The organism is Bacillus sp. FSL K6-0138, from assembly GCF_037982765.1.
GTDB classification, from domain to species: Bacteria; Bacillota; Bacilli; order Bacillales; family Bacillaceae; genus Bacillus; species Bacillus glycinifermentans.
Genome location: NZ_CP150286.1, coordinates 1,776,909 through 1,793,483, shown reverse-complemented (window position 1 = coordinate 1,793,483; position 16,575 = coordinate 1,776,909). Strand labels below are relative to the sequence as shown.

18 protein-coding genes are annotated in these 16,575 nt (G+C 46.7%); 4 read left to right on the top strand and 14 right to left on the bottom strand.

The genetic code is table 11. The annotated features are described in order from the left end of the window. Positions 1-34 precede the first annotated feature (34 nt). The 5 genes from MHB78_RS09625 to rpmG form a co-directional block, all read right to left on the bottom strand. Positions 35-1,489 (bottom strand): spore germination protein, encoded by a 1,455-nt coding sequence (locus MHB78_RS09625; RefSeq protein ID WP_046129988.1) that lies wholly within the window; start codon positions 1,487-1,489, stop codon positions 35-37. Between the two features lie 69 nt (positions 1,490-1,558). Continuing rightward, positions 1,559-3,097 carry a rhomboid family intramembrane serine protease gene (locus tag MHB78_RS09620; RefSeq protein WP_046129989.1) on the bottom strand — a complete coding sequence of 513 codons (1,539 nt, stop codon included), beginning with the start codon at positions 3,095-3,097 and terminating at the stop codon, positions 1,559-1,561. Between the two features lie 99 nt (positions 3,098-3,196). Next, complete coding sequence (locus tag MHB78_RS09615) at positions 3,197-3,370, bottom strand: hypothetical protein (RefSeq protein WP_096891857.1); 174 nt, start codon at positions 3,368-3,370, stop codon at positions 3,197-3,199. A 46-nt stretch (positions 3,371-3,416) separates the two neighbouring features. Continuing rightward, positions 3,417-3,977, bottom strand: coding sequence for a 5-formyltetrahydrofolate cyclo-ligase (locus MHB78_RS09610; protein ID WP_046129990.1), 561 nt, complete (start codon positions 3,975-3,977; stop codon positions 3,417-3,419). A 49-nt stretch (positions 3,978-4,026) separates the two neighbouring features. Continuing rightward, complete coding sequence (gene rpmG, locus MHB78_RS09605; protein WP_006637557.1) at positions 4,027-4,176, bottom strand: 50S ribosomal protein L33; 150 nt, start codon at positions 4,174-4,176, stop codon at positions 4,027-4,029. A 554-nt stretch (positions 4,177-4,730) separates the two neighbouring features. Between rpmG and MHB78_RS09600 the strand changes: the two genes are divergently transcribed. Continuing rightward, positions 4,731-5,081: a hypothetical protein gene (locus tag MHB78_RS09600; protein WP_046130043.1), complete on the top strand. Its 351-nt coding sequence runs from the start codon at positions 4,731-4,733 to the stop codon at positions 5,079-5,081. Beyond that, on the top strand, positions 5,078-5,560 hold the full coding sequence (locus MHB78_RS09595) for an endolytic transglycosylase MltG (protein WP_046129992.1): 483 nt from the start codon (positions 5,078-5,080) through the stop codon (positions 5,558-5,560). The genes MHB78_RS09600 and MHB78_RS09595 overlap by 4 nt, the downstream gene beginning before the upstream one ends. 137 nt (positions 5,561-5,697) lie before the next feature. Here the strand turns inward: MHB78_RS09595 and pstB (MHB78_RS09590) are convergent, their stop codons facing one another. The 9 genes from pstB (MHB78_RS09590) to MHB78_RS09550 form a co-directional block, all read right to left on the bottom strand. After that, positions 5,698-6,477: a phosphate ABC transporter ATP-binding protein PstB gene (gene pstB, locus MHB78_RS09590; protein WP_046129993.1), complete on the bottom strand. Its 780-nt coding sequence runs from the start codon at positions 6,475-6,477 to the stop codon at positions 5,698-5,700. A gap of 13 nt (positions 6,478-6,490) precedes the next feature. Then, a complete protein-coding gene (gene pstB / locus MHB78_RS09585) occupies positions 6,491-7,312 on the bottom strand; it encodes a phosphate ABC transporter ATP-binding protein PstB (RefSeq protein WP_046129994.1) in 822 nt (273 codons plus the stop codon). Between the two features lie 19 nt (positions 7,313-7,331). Beyond that, on the bottom strand, positions 7,332-8,219 hold the full coding sequence (gene pstA, locus MHB78_RS09580) for a phosphate ABC transporter permease PstA (protein WP_046129995.1): 888 nt from the start codon (positions 8,217-8,219) through the stop codon (positions 7,332-7,334). Continuing rightward, positions 8,219-9,148: a phosphate ABC transporter permease subunit PstC gene (pstC, locus tag MHB78_RS09575; protein WP_046129996.1), complete on the bottom strand. Its 930-nt coding sequence runs from the start codon at positions 9,146-9,148 to the stop codon at positions 8,219-8,221. The genes pstA and pstC overlap by 1 nt, the downstream gene beginning before the upstream one ends. A gap of 71 nt (positions 9,149-9,219) precedes the next feature. Then, positions 9,220-10,140 carry a phosphate ABC transporter substrate-binding protein gene (locus MHB78_RS09570; protein WP_269082022.1) on the bottom strand — a complete coding sequence of 307 codons (921 nt, stop codon included), beginning with the start codon at positions 10,138-10,140 and terminating at the stop codon, positions 9,220-9,222. 191 nt (positions 10,141-10,331) lie between these two features. After that, positions 10,332-12,461, bottom strand: coding sequence for a penicillin-binding protein 2 (locus tag MHB78_RS09565; RefSeq protein WP_046129997.1), 2,130 nt, complete (start codon positions 12,459-12,461; stop codon positions 10,332-10,334). 95 nt (positions 12,462-12,556) lie between these two features. Next, the gene (locus tag MHB78_RS09560) at positions 12,557-13,843 is read right to left on the bottom strand and encodes an MFS transporter (RefSeq protein ID WP_046129998.1); all 1,287 of its coding nucleotides are present in this window, start codon (positions 13,841-13,843) and stop codon (positions 12,557-12,559) included. Between the two features lie 116 nt (positions 13,844-13,959). After that, complete coding sequence (sodA, locus tag MHB78_RS09555) at positions 13,960-14,568, bottom strand: superoxide dismutase SodA (RefSeq protein WP_046129999.1); 609 nt, start codon at positions 14,566-14,568, stop codon at positions 13,960-13,962. Between the two features lie 190 nt (positions 14,569-14,758). Then, entirely contained in the window at positions 14,759-15,244 is a 486-nt protein-coding gene (locus MHB78_RS09550) for a DUF456 domain-containing protein (RefSeq protein ID WP_046130000.1), read from the bottom strand. Positions 15,245-15,364: 120 nt separating this feature from the next. Here MHB78_RS09550 and MHB78_RS09545 point away from each other — a divergent pair, with 120 nt between their 5' ends. Further along, the gene (locus MHB78_RS09545) at positions 15,365-16,117 is read left to right on the top strand and encodes a DUF1189 domain-containing protein (protein WP_046130001.1); all 753 of its coding nucleotides are present in this window, start codon (positions 15,365-15,367) and stop codon (positions 16,115-16,117) included. Between the two features lie 79 nt (positions 16,118-16,196). Continuing rightward, a complete protein-coding gene (locus MHB78_RS09540; protein WP_046130002.1) occupies positions 16,197-16,505 on the top strand; it encodes a LysM domain-containing protein in 309 nt (102 codons plus the stop codon). Positions 16,506-16,575: the final 70 nt, after the last annotated feature.

Sequence of the window (16,575 nt, the reverse complement as noted above, 5' to 3'; positions counted from 1 at the left end):
AAAAAAGCCTGTCTTCTATTTGTGAAAACAGACTTTAGCGGTCGGGGTCCTGCGGGTCTAAAAATACGGGCCTTCTGTTTTTCAGCGGCATCGGAGTGCGAATCGCGATATCGCGGAAAGCCCTGTAATCAAAGGGAATAAACGGCCATAAATAAGGAACATGAAAGGATTTCATCCTTACCAGATAAATGATCCAGCAGAAAATGCCGATGACAAAGCCCATCGGACCAAAAGCCCCCGCAGCAATGAGAAGGGCGAGCCTGACAAGGCGGTTGGCGATGCTCATCTCATAACTCGGCGTGGCGAACGTGCCGATTGCCGCAACGGCTAAATACAGCACGACCTCATGGGAGAAGAGCCCGACCTGCACCGCCACTTCGCCGATCATTAACGCAGCCACAAGACCGAGAGCTGTGGCAAGCGATGACGGCGTGTGAATCGCCGCCATTCTCATCATATCGACCCCTAATTCGATGATCAGAAACTGCGCCAGTAACGGCAGCGCTCCCTTTTTATCAGGCCCGATATAATGAAGGGCGTCCGGCAGCAGTTCAGGGTGAATGGACAGCAAAAACCACAGCGGCAGCAGGAAGATCGATGCCAATACCGATATAAAGCGAACCATACGCAAATAAGCCCCTGCCAGCGGTTTATTTCTGTACTCTTCTGCATGCTGCAAATGGTGCCAGAAGGTTACAGGCGTAATCAGGGCGCTCGGCGAGCCGTCGACAAAGACGAGGATGTGGCCTTCATACAAATGTACTGCGGCCGTATCAGGCCTTTCTGTATAGCGGACCGTCGGATACGGATTCCAATGTCGGCCGCCGATGTACTCTTCCAGCGTTTTTTCGGCCATTGTCAAAGCATCCGTATCGATCGCTTCCAGTGATTTTTTTAGCTTTTTCACGTTCTCCAAATCAGCGATGTCTTCAAGATAGCACACGACAACGTCCGTTTTGCTTCTTCTCCCGACTTGGAGAATCTCCATTCTCAACGAACGGTCGCGGATTCTTCTTCTTGTCAATGCTGTGTTAAATACAATCGTTTCGACAAAACCGTCCCTCGATCCCCTGACGACACGTTCATTGTCAGGCTCTTCAGGATTTCTCGCCGGATATGTCCTGGCATCTATAACAATGGCATGGTCGACACCGTCTGCAAACAGCACGGCCGGACCCGCCAGCACCTGGTCTGCTGCTTTGTCGAGGTCATCCTCTGTCGAAACTTCGATATAAGGTATATAGGTTTTGATCAGCTTTTCGAGCGGATCGTCTTCCAGACACTCAGGAGAAAGCTTTGAAAGATTTTTCAGCAAATGATGCGTAATATCGTCTTTTACAAACCCGTCGACCAAATACAGGGCCATGTTTCTTCCGGCGTAGATCACATCGAGCCGGATCATGTCAAAGCTTTTGCCGATCCCCAATTTTTCATTTAAATATTTGACATTTTCAGCCAGGTTTTCCTTCACAAACTGTTTTTTTCCCATGAAAAAGCTCCCGTCAAAAGATCTGTTTTTCAGACCATTTTTAACATAACGGAAGCATTTCATACTTGATTACTTGTCTAATTCATTTTTAATTTCATTCTTCAGCGTTTGATACATCTCTTCATCCGGTTTTTCTTTTAGCGCTTGTTCAACGGACTGCTCCGCTTTTTTCAATTCTCCCTTTTTGGCGTGCAGCACTGCAATATAATAGAAGGAAGCATGATCTGAAGGATCTTTTTTCACGAGGGCTGCGAGCCTTTTTTCAGCGGTACCGTATTCGCCGAGCTGAATTTCGGAAATGGCGAGGACTTTCAAAATGTCGCTTGAAGTGTCTTCCCGTCCGCCGGCTTCCTGCAGCGCATTCCTCACCTTTTCGTATTCGCCTTCTTCATACCACTTCCAGGCATTATACAGGAGGGCGCTTTCCTGAACGGGCGCGGAATGAAAGCCCCAGTAAAGCGCTCCTCCGCCAATGACGAGGACTGAAACCCAGCCGATCACCCGCTGCCCCGCGTTCCTTTTCCCGGGGAGCCCGACTGCCATTGCCGAAAGCAATCCCCCGATCAAGCCGCCGATATGCCCGGCGTTGTCAATGTTCGAAACGGCAAAGCCGAGCCCGAGGTTCAGGATGATGATGACGATAATATTCGTTCCAATCGTCTTTAAAAAGGCCTTTCGGTTTGAAAAAGCGAGGAACAAAAGGGCTCCCAAGCATCCGAAGATTGCCCCTGACGCTCCCGCAGAAGGATACGGACTGAACAAAAAGCTGCCGATCGAACCGAAAATCCCGGCCGTTAAGTAAATCGCGAGAAACCGGAATGAACCGTAGACCCTTTCTGCTGCCGCTCCTACCGACAACAATGCAAACGTGTTAAATAACAAGTGGACGAGTCCGATATGGAGGACGATCGGCGTAAGCAGTCTCCACCACTCCCCCGCCAATATTAAGCTGTTTTCCTTTGCGCCAAACCGAATGAGCGTTTCGGTATTTTGGCTGCCTCCCGATATTTCTAATAGAAGAAACATGATGACTTGAAGACCGGCGAAAAACCAGGTGACAATCGGCGTTCCCCTTTCAAAAAGCGCCGCTTCCCGCTTTCTTTCTTCTTCCCTGCGCTTTGCAGCCTCCAAAACTTCAACCCTGATTTTCTCGGCTTCTTCGTATGTAGCATCCTTGATGTCTTCCGTCCAGCCGCCAGTATGTATGTGTAAGGCGACGGCGATTTTCTTGAGGCCTTCCTCTATGGAGGCTTCATCGATGAATATCGGCGCAATGCTGACTCTTTTGCCTTCAATCGAATGGCTGACAACGTCTTCCCACTCGTCAACAGGCGCTTGCTGTGATAAATAAACGGTTAAAACCGAAAGCTTCCGTCTGCCTGAGGCGGCCCTTAAACGCTCCGTTCTTTCTGCTAATGACTCAAGATCGCGGACGAGCTCGTGTCTAAAATCAATATCCTGCCGGTAGATGCGGATCAAATCGTACGGAGCGCTTCCCCCGGCTTCAAGCCAGGCTTCCCCGAACGAAGCCGGCGCCTGCACAAGCTCATAATCCCGTTCCACGAGATGTTTGATGAAATTCCAGTACATGTAATCAAATGAATACATAGCGTCGCTCCACAATGGTTTTTGTTCATTATAACAGGAAACGCCCTTTCTTGCGCGGTTTCACATCAGCGCATAAAAAATCCCGTTTTTACACGGGATTTAAAACGCCTGCTGGATAAACTTGTTTCGGATAAACGGAATTCTCATGATCCAATGAATGAAGTAGTGGCGGATGCGGTCGCGGCCAAGAATGAAATTGATCACACGATAGCGGTTTTGAAAAAATACGAGTGCGGCAAGCGTGCCCAGCACAATAAAAGTCATTTTCCTCATATCATCCCTCCTATAACCGTATCGTGTCTCATTTTACAATATTTATTCAGCGGCAAACGAATGTCCTTTCCTCAGTGAAAATTTGCTTCACCGGGATATCGTGCACCTCGCGGGGAACGCGCTCAACGATTTGGCAATGAAAGGCAAGCGATGCAGTCTCATTCATAAAGCCCTCCAAATACCGGTCATAATAACCGCCGCCATAACCGATCCTATATCCCTCAAGATCAAAGCATATCCCCGGAACAACGATAAGATCGATATCCTCCGGCTTGATCAGCTCTGTTTGATGTATGATCGGCTCCTGAAGCTCGAAGTAGACGACCTCCAGCTCACTGTCATCTTTGAAACGGCGGAAATGCATCTCTTTTGTTTCAGGGAGGCATTTTGGAATACACACCGTCTTGCCTTCGCGCCAAGCCTGCTCAATAATCGGCCTTGTCGGGACCTCCGGCCTTCTTGAAATGGTCATGGCGATGACAGATGAATCCGCCCACTCCCTCGACTCTAAAAATGCCTGATGGATCGCCTTTGTTTTTTGCCGAAATTCCTGATCCGTAAGCTTTGCAAGTTGATTTCTGACCTCGCTTCGTAACGAACACTTCACATCGATCCCCCTTTCAAATTGAAAAAAACAGCAGGAAAATTCCTGCTGCTTACTTTGTTTCGCGGTGTAAAGTTGATTTTTTGTCACGTGGGCAATACTTTTTGAATTCAACGCGATCCGGGTTGTTACGCTTGTTCTTTTTAGTAATATAGTTACGCTCGCCGCATTCAGTGCAAGCCAAAGTAATATTTACGCGCATTTATTTTCCCTCCAAACTATATATCATTTGCTGTTCAGACCTATCTATAATACCACTATTGAAGCCGGAATGCCAGGCGTTTTTTTCAGTTTGTGCGGGTTTAGTCAAAAGTTTGAGGCATATACGCCTTCCAAAAATGCTTTTCTGCTGTTTGCCGGTCATGCAGGCCGAAAATAATAGCCTTCCTCTTTTATTTGTCCTCTTTAGGGCGCTATGTCCCGAAATAGTTCATCGACCGCCATGGCACGGCTTAAGCCGCTGACAGGATAGAATCCTCAACTCCGAGGGACGGCTAATGTTCGGAATCTATTTGCAAACGATCGCTAGAAAACGAATAACCGTTTCGAATATTATATTGAAAAGGCGTTTTCCCGGCTTGCCGCTTCACTACCACGCCGCTCCCCGAAGAGCCTGTGTTCTTATACATCATGCAAAGGCACCAATGAAAATGAATTTTGTCGACAAATTTTTTATTTTTTTTATTAATTCCTTTTGAAGCAAGCGTTTTTATGGTATAAAAAAGAAGGAGAAAATAAGAATTGAAGGTGATGAACGTGGAAATTGCTATCATTGCGCTGCTCGTTGTCAGCATTGCGCTGATCGCATTCTCATATTTTCAGAGAGAACCGATTAAAGAAGTTGAACAGGAACTGGAAACGCTCCAGCTGTCCGCCATGCAGGAAATCTATAAACTGAAAAAGAAAATGACGGTGCTTGAGGAAGAGCTCCTCGATTCAAACGTCGTTGTCCGCAGACCGAACGCAGGCATCAGCCAGCATATCGCAAAACAAATTCTTTCAAAATATCAAAACGGCATGTCAGAAGAAGCGATTGCCAAAGCAGAGCATGTCTCTGTTGAAGATGTAAAAGCGATCATCAAGGATAATGAGAGGGTGCTCGTATGACCAGACAAAGTGTACAAGCTTTCGCCGGGGGAATGATTTTGGCGACGGCTGTTCTGGCGGGCACTTTTTACCTGACGGGCAGCGGAAACGCAGAATCTTCAAAAAACAAACTCAGTGAAGCCGATGTCAAAACATATTTGAAAGACAATGATCAGGTCTCGCTTACACGCACAGATTACCAGGACCTTCTGCAATATAAAGAAAAGGCGTTAAAACAGGATGACACCAGCCAAAATGAGAAAGACTCAGGACAAGACAACGAGCAGAAAAAAGGCTCCAAATACAAGCTTGAGATCAAAAAGGGCATGAGCACGGCAGAGGTTGCCGATATTCTCGAAAAAGAAAAAGTTGTCACATCAGCAGATGATTTTAAAGACTATGTAAAAGACGCGGGCTACGAATCTAAAATCCGCGCGGGCAAATACGAATTAAAGCGCGGATCGAGCTTAAAAAGCATCGTCAAGGCTCTATCCCGTTAAAAAAAACAGGCTGTCTCAACACAGCCTGTTTTTTGCTATTTCCAATGCCAAAAAGCCTCTTCCAACGGCTTCCTTTCGTTGACCGGAGCCTCCCCCTCGCATAATAAAAAGGCTGCCGATGAGTCGGCAGCCTGCCATCAGCCAAATCGGCCGGTAATATAATCTTTTGTCCTCACATCGTCCGGAGACGAAAACATTTTGACCGTATCATTGCATTCGATGAGCTCTCCCATCAGGAAAAAAGCGGTCTGGTCAGAAATCCTGGAAGCCTGCTGCATATTATGAGTCACGATGGCGATCGTGTACTTTTCTTTCAGCTTCAGCATGAGCTCTTCGATTTTCAAGGTGGATACAGGGTCTAATGCAGATGTCGGCTCATCCATCAGCAAAACATCCGGATTCGTCGCGAGCGCTCTTGCGATGCACAAACGCTGCTGCTGTCCGCCGGAAAGGCCAAGCGCCGGGGCTTGAAGGCGGTCTTTTACTTCATCCCATAACGCCACGTCAATCAGCGCTTTTTCCACTCTTTCGTGCAATTCTTTTTTATTTTTTAATCCGTGGATTCGCGGTCCGTATGCGACATTATCAAAAATCGACTGCGGGAACGGATTCCCTTTTTGGAACACCATACCGACTTTTTTTCTCAATTCGACGAGATCGACTTTGCTGTTCAGCACATTTTTTCCGTCATAGGCGATTTCACCGGTCATTTTAACGTTCGGAACCATATTGATCATCAGATTCAGCGTCTTAATGAAAGTCGATTTTCCGCAGCCGGACGGGCCGATGATCGCGGTAATTTCGTATTCCGGAATGGTCAGGTTAATATTTTTTAATGCATGGTGGCTGCCGTACCACAGATTCAAATCGCTGATCCGGTACACCTCTTTTTGCTTTACTGCTGCAACTGCGCTCATGAAGCCGTCCTCCTTATCCAAATCTGCCGTTGATATAATCGTCTGTCTTTTTTTCTGATGGATTGGTGAAGATTTTTTCCGTCCGGTCGTATTCCACCAAATCACCGTTCAGGAAAAACGCCGTTTTATCGGAAATTCTTGAAGCCTGCTGCATATTGTGCGTGACAATGATGATCGAATATTCCTTTTTTAACGCAACGATTAATTCCTCTATTTTCGCATTTGAAATCGGGTCAAGGGCAGAAGCCGGTTCATCCAGCAGCAGCACTTCCGGCTTCATGGCAAGCGTCCGCGCGATGCAGAGGCGCTGCTGCTGGCCTCCGGACAATGACAGTGCCGACTGATGGAGCCTGTCTTTTACTTCATCCCACAATGCGGCTTTTGTTAAGCTTTCTTCCACGATATCATCCAGCACTGATTTCCTTCGTTCTCCAGCATATTTTAACGCATGGGTAATGTTGTGATAAATCGATTTCGGAAAAGGATTCGGCTTCTGAAAGACCATCCCGATTTCCCTTCTGAGATTGACAACGTTGATGTTCGAATCCAGAATATTAAGCCCTTCATATACGATTTTACCCGTCGTTCTGGCGGATGCGATCAGGTCGTTCATTCGGTTAATGCTTCTTAAAAAAGTTGATTTTCCGCAGCCGGACGGACCGATCAAAGCTGTAACGGCGTGTTTGTCAATATCGAAAGAAATGTCGTTGACAGCCCGTTTCTCTCCATAATATATATTTAAGTTCTCCACTTTTAAAATGTGTTCTTTCGTTTCGGGCAGCGGCGCAATTCCAATCGTCTCACGCGCGATCTCCAAAGCCGGAATTTGAACCATCAGATGTCATCCTTCCTTTTTATTTATTAGCCGTTAGTTTCTTATGAATAAAGGAGCCAAGCCATCTTGCGGCAAGATTAAACAGCAGGACGGACAAAACGAGAACCGCTGACCCGCCGTTTGCGATCGCTTCCGCATCAGGAATAATGCCCTGTGTATTGACGTTCCAAATATGGACGGCAAGCGTTTCCGCCGGTCTGAAAATATTGAGCGGAGACGTTTCCGAAAAGGGATTCCAATCGGCAAAATTCAGTCTCGGCGTTGTTAGTCCCGCCGTAAACAATAAGGCGGCCGCCTCTCCAAAAACTCGTCCTGACGCAAGGATTGCTCCCGTAATAATGGACGGGACTGCCCCCGGGATTAAAACGGTTTTAATCGTATGCCATTTCGATACGCCCAGTGCCAGGGAAGCTTCTTTTTGCTCTTTCGGAACGGAGCGGATCGCGTCCTCTGTCACCCGCACCATTACAGGCAGGTTAAAGACCGTCAGCGCCAGGGCTCCGCCGATAATGGTGTATCCCCAGCCGGTCATGTTGACAAATACCAGCATGCCGAACATCCCCATAACGATGGAAGGAAGGGATGACAGCACTTCGATACAGATCCGGATAAAGTCGGTCAGCTTGTTGTCAGGCGCATATTCCGCCATATATATACCGCCGCCCACTCCGAGCGGAACAGTGATGATCATGGTCAGCACCAAAATGTAAAACGAGTTGAACAGCTGATCCCGAATACCTCCTCCGCTTGACAGCGCGCTGGAACGCGACGTCAAAAATTCGAGGCTGATCTGCGAAAAACCGCCTACGATAATATAAGAAAACAACCCGACGAGAATCGCGGTGATCACCGCGGCGATCAATCCGAAAACACCTGTTGCGATACGATCAGTTACTTTGCTGTTCATTACAGTTTCCTCCTGGATGACAGATATCGGATCAGCAGGATGAACAAGAACGACATGATCAACAGAACGAGTCCCATCGACCAGAGCGTATTGTTTTCCACGCTTCCATACGTTGTATGTCCCATGTTTAACGTAATAATCGTTGTCAATGTTCCCGCTGGATCCAAGAGACTCTCAAAAAGATTCCTTGAGTTTCCGATCACCATCTGCACGGCTAGCGCTTCTCCGAACGCCCTCGCCATTCCGAGCACAACGGCCGTAAGCAGCGACGGCAGAGCGGCAGGAATCAGCACCTTTCTGATCGTCTGCCATCTCGTTGCACCAAGAGCATATGATCCTTCCCTCAAGCTTTTTGGCAGCGAGCTGAGCGCATCCGTGGAAATTGAAGTGACCGTCGGCAAAATCATGACAGCCAGGACAATCGTCCCCGCCAGCAGACTGTGCCCCGATCCGCTTGTTTTCAGATGACTGATGAACGGCACTAAAACTGTAAGGCCTATGAATCCATAAACAACGGAAGGAATGCCAACAAGCAATTCGACAACCGGCTGCAATACTTTTCTTCCCCACGAAGGTGCGATTTCGGTCATGAAAATCGCGCCTCCGATTCCAAGCGGTGCAGCAATCAAAGATGCAAGAAAGGTTACAGCAAATGACCCGAGAATAAACGGAAGCGCTCCGAATTCAGGGTTTTGATTTGTTGGATTCCAATCTAGACTGGTTAAGAACTCAATTGGACTTACACCGTTAGCCAGAAAAGATTGCAACCCCTTGTTTCCGAGGAAGATCGTAATCGAAATCGCCGCCGCCATCATAATAAACGCGCACGAAGCGACCAGTACCTTCCCGCGGACTTCATCCATTTTGCGATTTTGTTTGGAGCTGATCAGCCGCTCTTCTGCGGACAGTTTCTCTATTTTTTGAACCATTTTTTACACTCCTATTAAAACAAGTCATAATAGGGAAAGTGTCAGGAGCACACTTTCCCGGCCTAACTTTATTATTTATCCGATTGTTTGCCGCTTGCGTCACGTTTTACTTCCATGTCTGTTACAGGAATATAGCCCTGATCCGTGACGATCGATTTTTGGATTTCGTCGCTCATCAAATAATCGAGGAACTTTTTAGCCAAACCTGTAGGCTCGCCTTTTGTATAAGAATGCTCATAAGCCCAAATCGGGAATTTTCCTTTTTGCACATTTTCTGCGGTCGGTTTCACTCCGTCAATTGAAAGAGGAGTGATTGAGTTGTCCTTGATATATGAAAATGCAAGATATCCGATCGCTCCCGGTGTTTCAGCAATTAACTTTTTCACCGTGTTTGAAGAATCCTCGGTGATGCCTTCAGCAGGAGTTTCTCCGTCAAGCGCATATTTAACAAATGTCGCACGGGTTCCTGAAGAATCAGGACGGTTGACGAGGGTGATCTTTTGATCTTTGCCGCCAAGCTCTTTCCAGTTTTTGATCTTTCCTGTAAACACCTTTTTCAGATCCTCTAATGAAATATCCTTGACGCCCACTTCCGGATTAACTGCCGCCGCCATGCCGACTACTGCGACTTGATGGTCAACAAGCTCCTTGGCAGGGATGCCTTCTTTTTCTTCAGCAAATACATCGGAATTTCCGATTTGAACCGTTCCTTCAGCTACTTGAGAAAGACCTGTTCCAGAACCTCCAGCCTGCACCTGAATATCGGCATCCGGATTTTCATCCATGAATTTTTCAGCCGCGGCTAACACGAGCGGCTGCATCGCCGAAGAACCGGAAATCGTCAAAGATCCTGAAGCCTTATCCTCTGCTTTATCGTTTTGTTTGCCTTCTCCCGAGCTGCTGCCGTTCGTACTACTGCTTCCGCAAGCTGCTGCGAAGACAACTAAAACGGACATGATGAACATCAGTGTGACTTTTTTAAATGATTTCACTTCTTAATCCTCCCGCGTAAATGTGTAATTTGTCCTACGTGTATAGCGTAACTTTTCAGTGTTAATCTTGTTTAAATGAATTATTAAGGTTTTGTAAAAGAAGCTTGAAGTTTGTATAAAACGCGGGGTGAAGGGGAGCCTTGAGGTAAAAAAAACGCCCGCTTGGATGCGGGCGTTCCAGAAAGAAGCGCTTATTCGTTAGCTTCTTTTTCAATCTTGTTCATATTTTTTTCTGCAGTATTGTCTTTTGCCTGTTTCGATTTCAGTTCGAAATACTTATCAAGCACTTTTCTGCCGATTTCGTTTGTGATCGAATATCGCCTACTATAGTCGTTATAAGGCCAAGGAACCACGACGGAAATCGCGACTTCCGGATTATCGTACGGTGCGTAGGCGACAAGCGTTGTATTGTATGTTTTCGTTCCCGTTTTCGATTTGTCCGGTCCGTCATAATACGACTCAGCCGTTCCTGTTTTTCCGGCGGGCTTGTATTTTGCCGATGCAAACTGCCCAGCTGCGGTACCTTTAGTCATCACACGCCTGAATCCTTCTTGCACTTCTTTGAGATACGCCTCGCTCATGTCGATTTTGTTCAGCACTTCAGGCTGAACGGCCTGCGTGACGGCGCCGATGCCTTTTTTCGAATCAGGCTCTCTGATTTCCTTGACGATCTGCGGTTTCATACGGTATCCGCCGTTTGCGATCGTTGAAACATACTGCGCCAATTGCAGCGGTGTATACGTATCATACTGGCCGATGGCGAAGTCAAGCAGGAAACCAGGCAGTTTTTGCGAGCCTTTATACCCCGTCATTTCATTCGGAAGATCGATTCCTGTTTTCACGCCGAGGCCGAATTGACTGAAATAGTATCTGAATGTGTCGAACGCTTTCGTGTCTATGTCTAGCGGCTGATGCGGCTTATATTGCCCTTTGCCGAGCGCGATGGCCGTTTTAAACATAAAGACGTTTGACGATTGTTCAAGCGCTCCCTCGATACCTAATGTTCCCAAGCTGTTTGTCCACGATTTTTTCGGTTTAACGCCAGGTCCTGATCCGATCCACAACGGTTCATCTTTAAACGTCGTATTTAAATTGATCGCGCCTGTCTCCAGCCCCGTTAATACGGTCGCCCCTTTGACGGCCGATCCCATGGCATATGACGATGTCATTGCCCCGAGAGCATAGTCGTCAAATTTCAGTTTGCCGTTCTTCGTTTTAATCTGTTTCCCGGCAATCGACAACACTTCCCCGTTTCTCGGATCCATCATGACAACAAACGCGCGGTCAAGAAGGGGAGCGCTTTTTGTCAGTTTTGCACTTTTCAGCTCGTCTTCGATGATTTTCTCGATTTCTTTTTGCATCTGGACATCGATGGTGAGCACTAAGTCTTTGCCGCTTTTTCCTTTTGAAACGACTTGTGTGTCAATGACATTTCCGGATTTGTCGGTTATGCTTTTCACCTTTTCTTTTTGCCCTTGCAAAACGTCCTCATACTGGGCTTCAAGGTAGCTTTTTCCGACCCGGTCGTTCCGGTTGTAGCCGAGGGACAAATAGTGGTCGAGCATATTTTTCGGAAGCCCTTCATTCGAGTTTGAAATGCTGCCGATCATCGTCCTGAGAAGACCGTTGAACGGATAATCGCGCTCCCAATCCGATGTTACGTCCACTCCCGGTAGCTCGTCAAGATGCTCGCTGACATAGGCCATCTCTTTTGCCGTAACGCCTTTGTTTTTAATATACTGCGGCGTCAACGCATAGCCTGAGTCCATCTGGCGTTTGATCGCAAGGATTTTCATGTCCTTTTCGGTCAATTCGTTGAGCATGCTTTTTGAGATCCTCTCAAGCTGAAGCTGGTATAAATCGTCCTCCGACAATTTCCCGTCCTTCACTTTTTTGCGGTCTGCAGTGGTGATCAACTTCTTCGCTTCCTTCGTTCTCGTCAAAATCCAGTAGTCCTTTTTGTCCCTCTCTGTTACCTTGTCGGTATCGACGTCAATCATGTCCGCCAGCTTTTTTGCGACAGACAGCCGTTCCTTTTGTGAGGTTGAGGCTGTCCTTGTGTATGTAATCGCATTAAGCGGCTTATTTGTAACGATCGTATTTAAGTTCCTGTCGTATATTTTCCCTCGCGGAACAGTCGAGGAGACGTCGGTTTCCTCCTGCTTCTGCACTGCGTTTGTATAGTCTTCTCCGTACACGATCTGCACCATGCCAAGGCGGACGATGACAACCGTAAAAATGATAAACGCGAGCAGAAACAGTATATTCAGCCTGATGGGCAGCGATTTCCGCTTTTCGGTTTTCAACTTGTTTTTCCTCATTCAACATCACCTTTTTTAAGAAAGAAAAGACACCTTAATTAAAGGTGCCATTTTACATTGTAAAGCGTTCTGCGACATTTTTCTACTATTTTCCCTTATCTTTTTCCTTCCAAAAAATTAGGCTCTGCTCTCTGCTTGTGTGCGTCCTCACCGACCGTTTCCTGAGCGGGCTCCGTCAGGCGGATATCTTTAACGAAATAGTAGATCAGCGTATGGCCTGCTCCAAGCAGAACCAATGAAACCGTAATGCCCAGATCGTCTTTTAATAAAAGCACGAGCAATAAAAAAACCAAGATAGACACGACCCGGCCCATGTTGAGAAAAACCTCCCGCACGACGATATATTCAATCCGCGCCTTTCTCGCGTATCTCGCCTTTCCGATCACGTCATATGTCAGCGATGAGTACGGAACAAGGAGGATCGGATAACCGATCGCAATCGCCACCGCGTAAAGGAGCAGGGTCACATAGGTCATGTTGAATAAAATCAGGAACAATGATCCGAATAAGATGAGGCCGCCTAAAAGAATCGCTTTTTTGCGCGCCTTTTTTTTAATCAGCCGTGTGGCAAAAAAGTATGCAAAAAAAGAAACAGCTGAATTGACCAGTCCGAATTTTCCCAGGGCAAGTTCGCTTTTTGTCGTGATGAACACGAAGACATTGATTAAAAAGACAAAGATCCCTTCTCTCAGCCCCTGGAAAAAATGCGCATTGGTGATATTGCGCCAGCTTGCATCTTCATTTCGTTCCGCCCAGATCTTTTTTAAAATATACCGTCCGCGCGATTCCCTCCGTTTGAGGAAAAAGCTCGTGATGACGGCAATCGTAAATAAAGCGAGTGACAAGCTGAAGATCAGGGTATACCCGGTGTTATCGGCAAGCCGTGAAATCACATAACCTGCGACAATCGGTCCGATCATTCCTGCGCCCGATGACAATACGCCAAGAAATCCGTTAAAGAAATCCCTCGTTTCCGGTTCTGTGATTTCAAACGTCAGCACATTAAAAGCGAGCCAATAAAACCCGTAGCCGATTCCAAGGACACCGCCGAGAAGCACCAATCGTGACGCCGCATTTTCCCCCGCCAGAAGAACCGTCAAATAAAAAACGGCCAAAAACGTTACGCCGAACCGCAAAATAAACACCCTGTCGATCGTTTTCGCCAACCGTCCCGCGAGCATAAATGTCAACGGCTGCATAACGACGATCGACAAATTGTAAATCGCCAAATCAAGAAACTTTCCGGACTGCTTCCAGAGGTACACATTCACGAACGTATTTGAAAGGGCAATGCTCAGCGAATAAAGGCCGCCGACAGTAAGCAAAAGCAGCAAGTCTCTGTTTACTTCAACATCGCCTATTATGTTTTTGAGTTTGCTCATAACTGACTCCCCTTTTCTGATACTCCTTAGTCTGTCACATCAAAAGTCAGTTATGTACCCGGAAAGGCAAAATAAAAAAGCCCGCTTTTTAGCGGGCCTTTCATCATTGTTTTAGATTATTTTGCTTCGCTGTAAAGGCGTGCCACTTCATCCCAATTCACAACGTTCCAGAATGCTTTGATGTAATCAGGACGGCGGTTTTGGTAGTTCAGGTAGTAAGCGTGCTCCCAAACGTCAAGTCCCAGAATTGGCGTTTTGCCTTCTGAAAGCGGGGAATCTTGGTTTGGCGTGCTTGTGATTTCAAGTTCGCCATTGTTGATAACAAGCCATGCCCAGCCGGAACCAAAGCGTCCTGCTGCAGCATTTGCGAATTGTTCTTTGAATTGATCAAAGCTGCCGAATTTTTTGTCGATCGCTTCAGCCAATTCGCCTGTAGGAGCGCCTCCGCCGTTTGGAGAAAGCAGCTTCCAGAAAAGCGAATGGTTGGCATGTCCGCCGCCGTTGTTGCGGACCGCAGTGCGGATGTCTTCAGGAACAGCATCAAGGTTTGAAACAAGCTCTTCAACAGATTTGCTTTCAAGATCTTGTTTGCCGGCCACCGCTTCGTTTAATTTTGTAACGTATGTGTTATGGTGCTTCGTATGGTGAATGTTCATCGTTTCTTTGTCGATGTGCGGTTCTAACGCATCGTAAGCATAAGGTAATTCTGGAAGTTTGTAAGCCATTATCGATTCCTCCTTAAAATTGTATGTACTTGAAATGCCGCCATTAGCAAGCCTTTCCTCTTTCAATGTATCAAAAGAAAAGGCGTGTTTCAATGGTAATGCTCACAAAATGATCACAATTTGCATTTCGGGCGGACATATAAACTTTAACCGTTCCCTCTTCGTTTTAAACATCTTTCAGACATTTTTTTCAATGCAGAACGGTATATAAAAAATACCCGATCATCATCAACTGAATCACGCTTTTCGCCAAAGCGCCCGTTAAAAAGCCGATCAGCGAGCCGGTTCCTATTTTGAGAGCGGTCTTGATGTCCTTTTTATGGACGAGCATCTCTCCTAAGAGCGCCCCGATAAACGGCCCGAGGATAATGCCCGCCACCGGTATCACGAAGGGGCCGATTAACAGGCCGGCCGTGCTTCCCCACACTGCCGCCCTGCTCCCGCCGAAGCGTTTGACCCCAAGAAGGTTTGCGACGTAATCGGCCGCAAACAAAGCAGCTGTAAATACCCCTTCAACAATCCAAAACAGATATGAATAATGTGCGAACGTAAAAAAGAATCCGTACAGAACAAAACCGGCGATTATAAACACGACGCTCGGAATGATCGGAAAGACCAAACCCGCAAAAGCGATCACAAACATTGCAGCCACAATGATCCAGTATAAAATGTCCAATCGTTTCCCCCCAATCCTTGTCATGCTTTTTATTATACCTTAGCGTAAGTTCCTTGTATTCACTCTTTCCTGACGATACAATAATGCAGATACACTATAGAAATGGGAAGTGAAAACCGAATGAATATCTTTCAGCTATTTTTTAAAAGCACATATTCCCCTCCGGCAATTGCCAAAACGCGATTTCAAGGAGTAGGAAAAGCTATTTTTTTCGTCTTTTTGCTCAGCATTCTCGCCGCTCTTCCAAACCTCTACCATATCTCGAGCGGAGTCGTGCAAACGATGAACAGCTTTCAGTCTGCGGTAAAAGAATTTCCCGCTTTCTCGATTAAAGACGGATCATTACATACAGATGCAAAAAAACCTGTCGAATCACAGTCATTCGGGTTTGTCATTGTCCTTGATCCGACAGGCGCCTATGGATCAAAACAGATACAAGAGAAGCGCAATTCGGTCGGCATTCTTAAAGACAAGCTTGTCATCGCAATAGACGGACAAGCCCAGGAAATGCCGTACAAGATGCTCCCCGAAGAAATGACAAAACAGGACATCCTGTCTCTCGTTGAACAAAATAAAGCCGTGATCGTCCCCGTATTGTGCGTGCTTTTGTTTCTGTCGACGGCTGCAGGTAAATTTATTAACGTCAGCGTCCTTGCCGTTATCGGCCTGTTCATCCGCAACAGCCTGAGGAAAAAGCTATCCTATAAACAGCTTTGGGTGATGTCGGCATATTCCATCACGCTGGCCACTGTATTCTTTATCATTATGGACAGCCTTCAGGCCGTCGTGCCGAGCCAGGAATTGCTGTACTGGTTTGTCAATTTTGTGATGCTTTTCCTTGCCGTGAAAGAAACGCCGGCTAAGCAAAACTGAAAGTGAAATAATTTGTAGTCATGCCGAACATCGAACAAGCGTAACATAGTAAAAAACGATTGAAATGGGGACAAGTCCAATGAAGCGTCTCACCGTACTTCTTTCTATTTTACTGAGCTTGTTCATCGTTTATTATGACTTGAAATCGGGCACGATTCCACAGAATGCAATGCCTGTTTCTACTTCAGCGGCACACGCTGCATCTGGCGGTATCGAATACAAAACCGTCACCGTGAAACCCGGTGATACCGTCTTTTCAATCATCGGACAAACCGGCGTTCCCGCCGATCAGATGACAGAAGACTTCGAAACGCTGAATCCGAATGTAAAAGCGGGAAGCATTCAAGCCGGTGTTACGTATAAGTTCCCGGTCTACCGGGAGGATTAAGCGTTAATTTCTTGTCAGTTTCATGAACGTGCTGTTACAATAGGATTTGTAAACGATATGGTATAAGAAA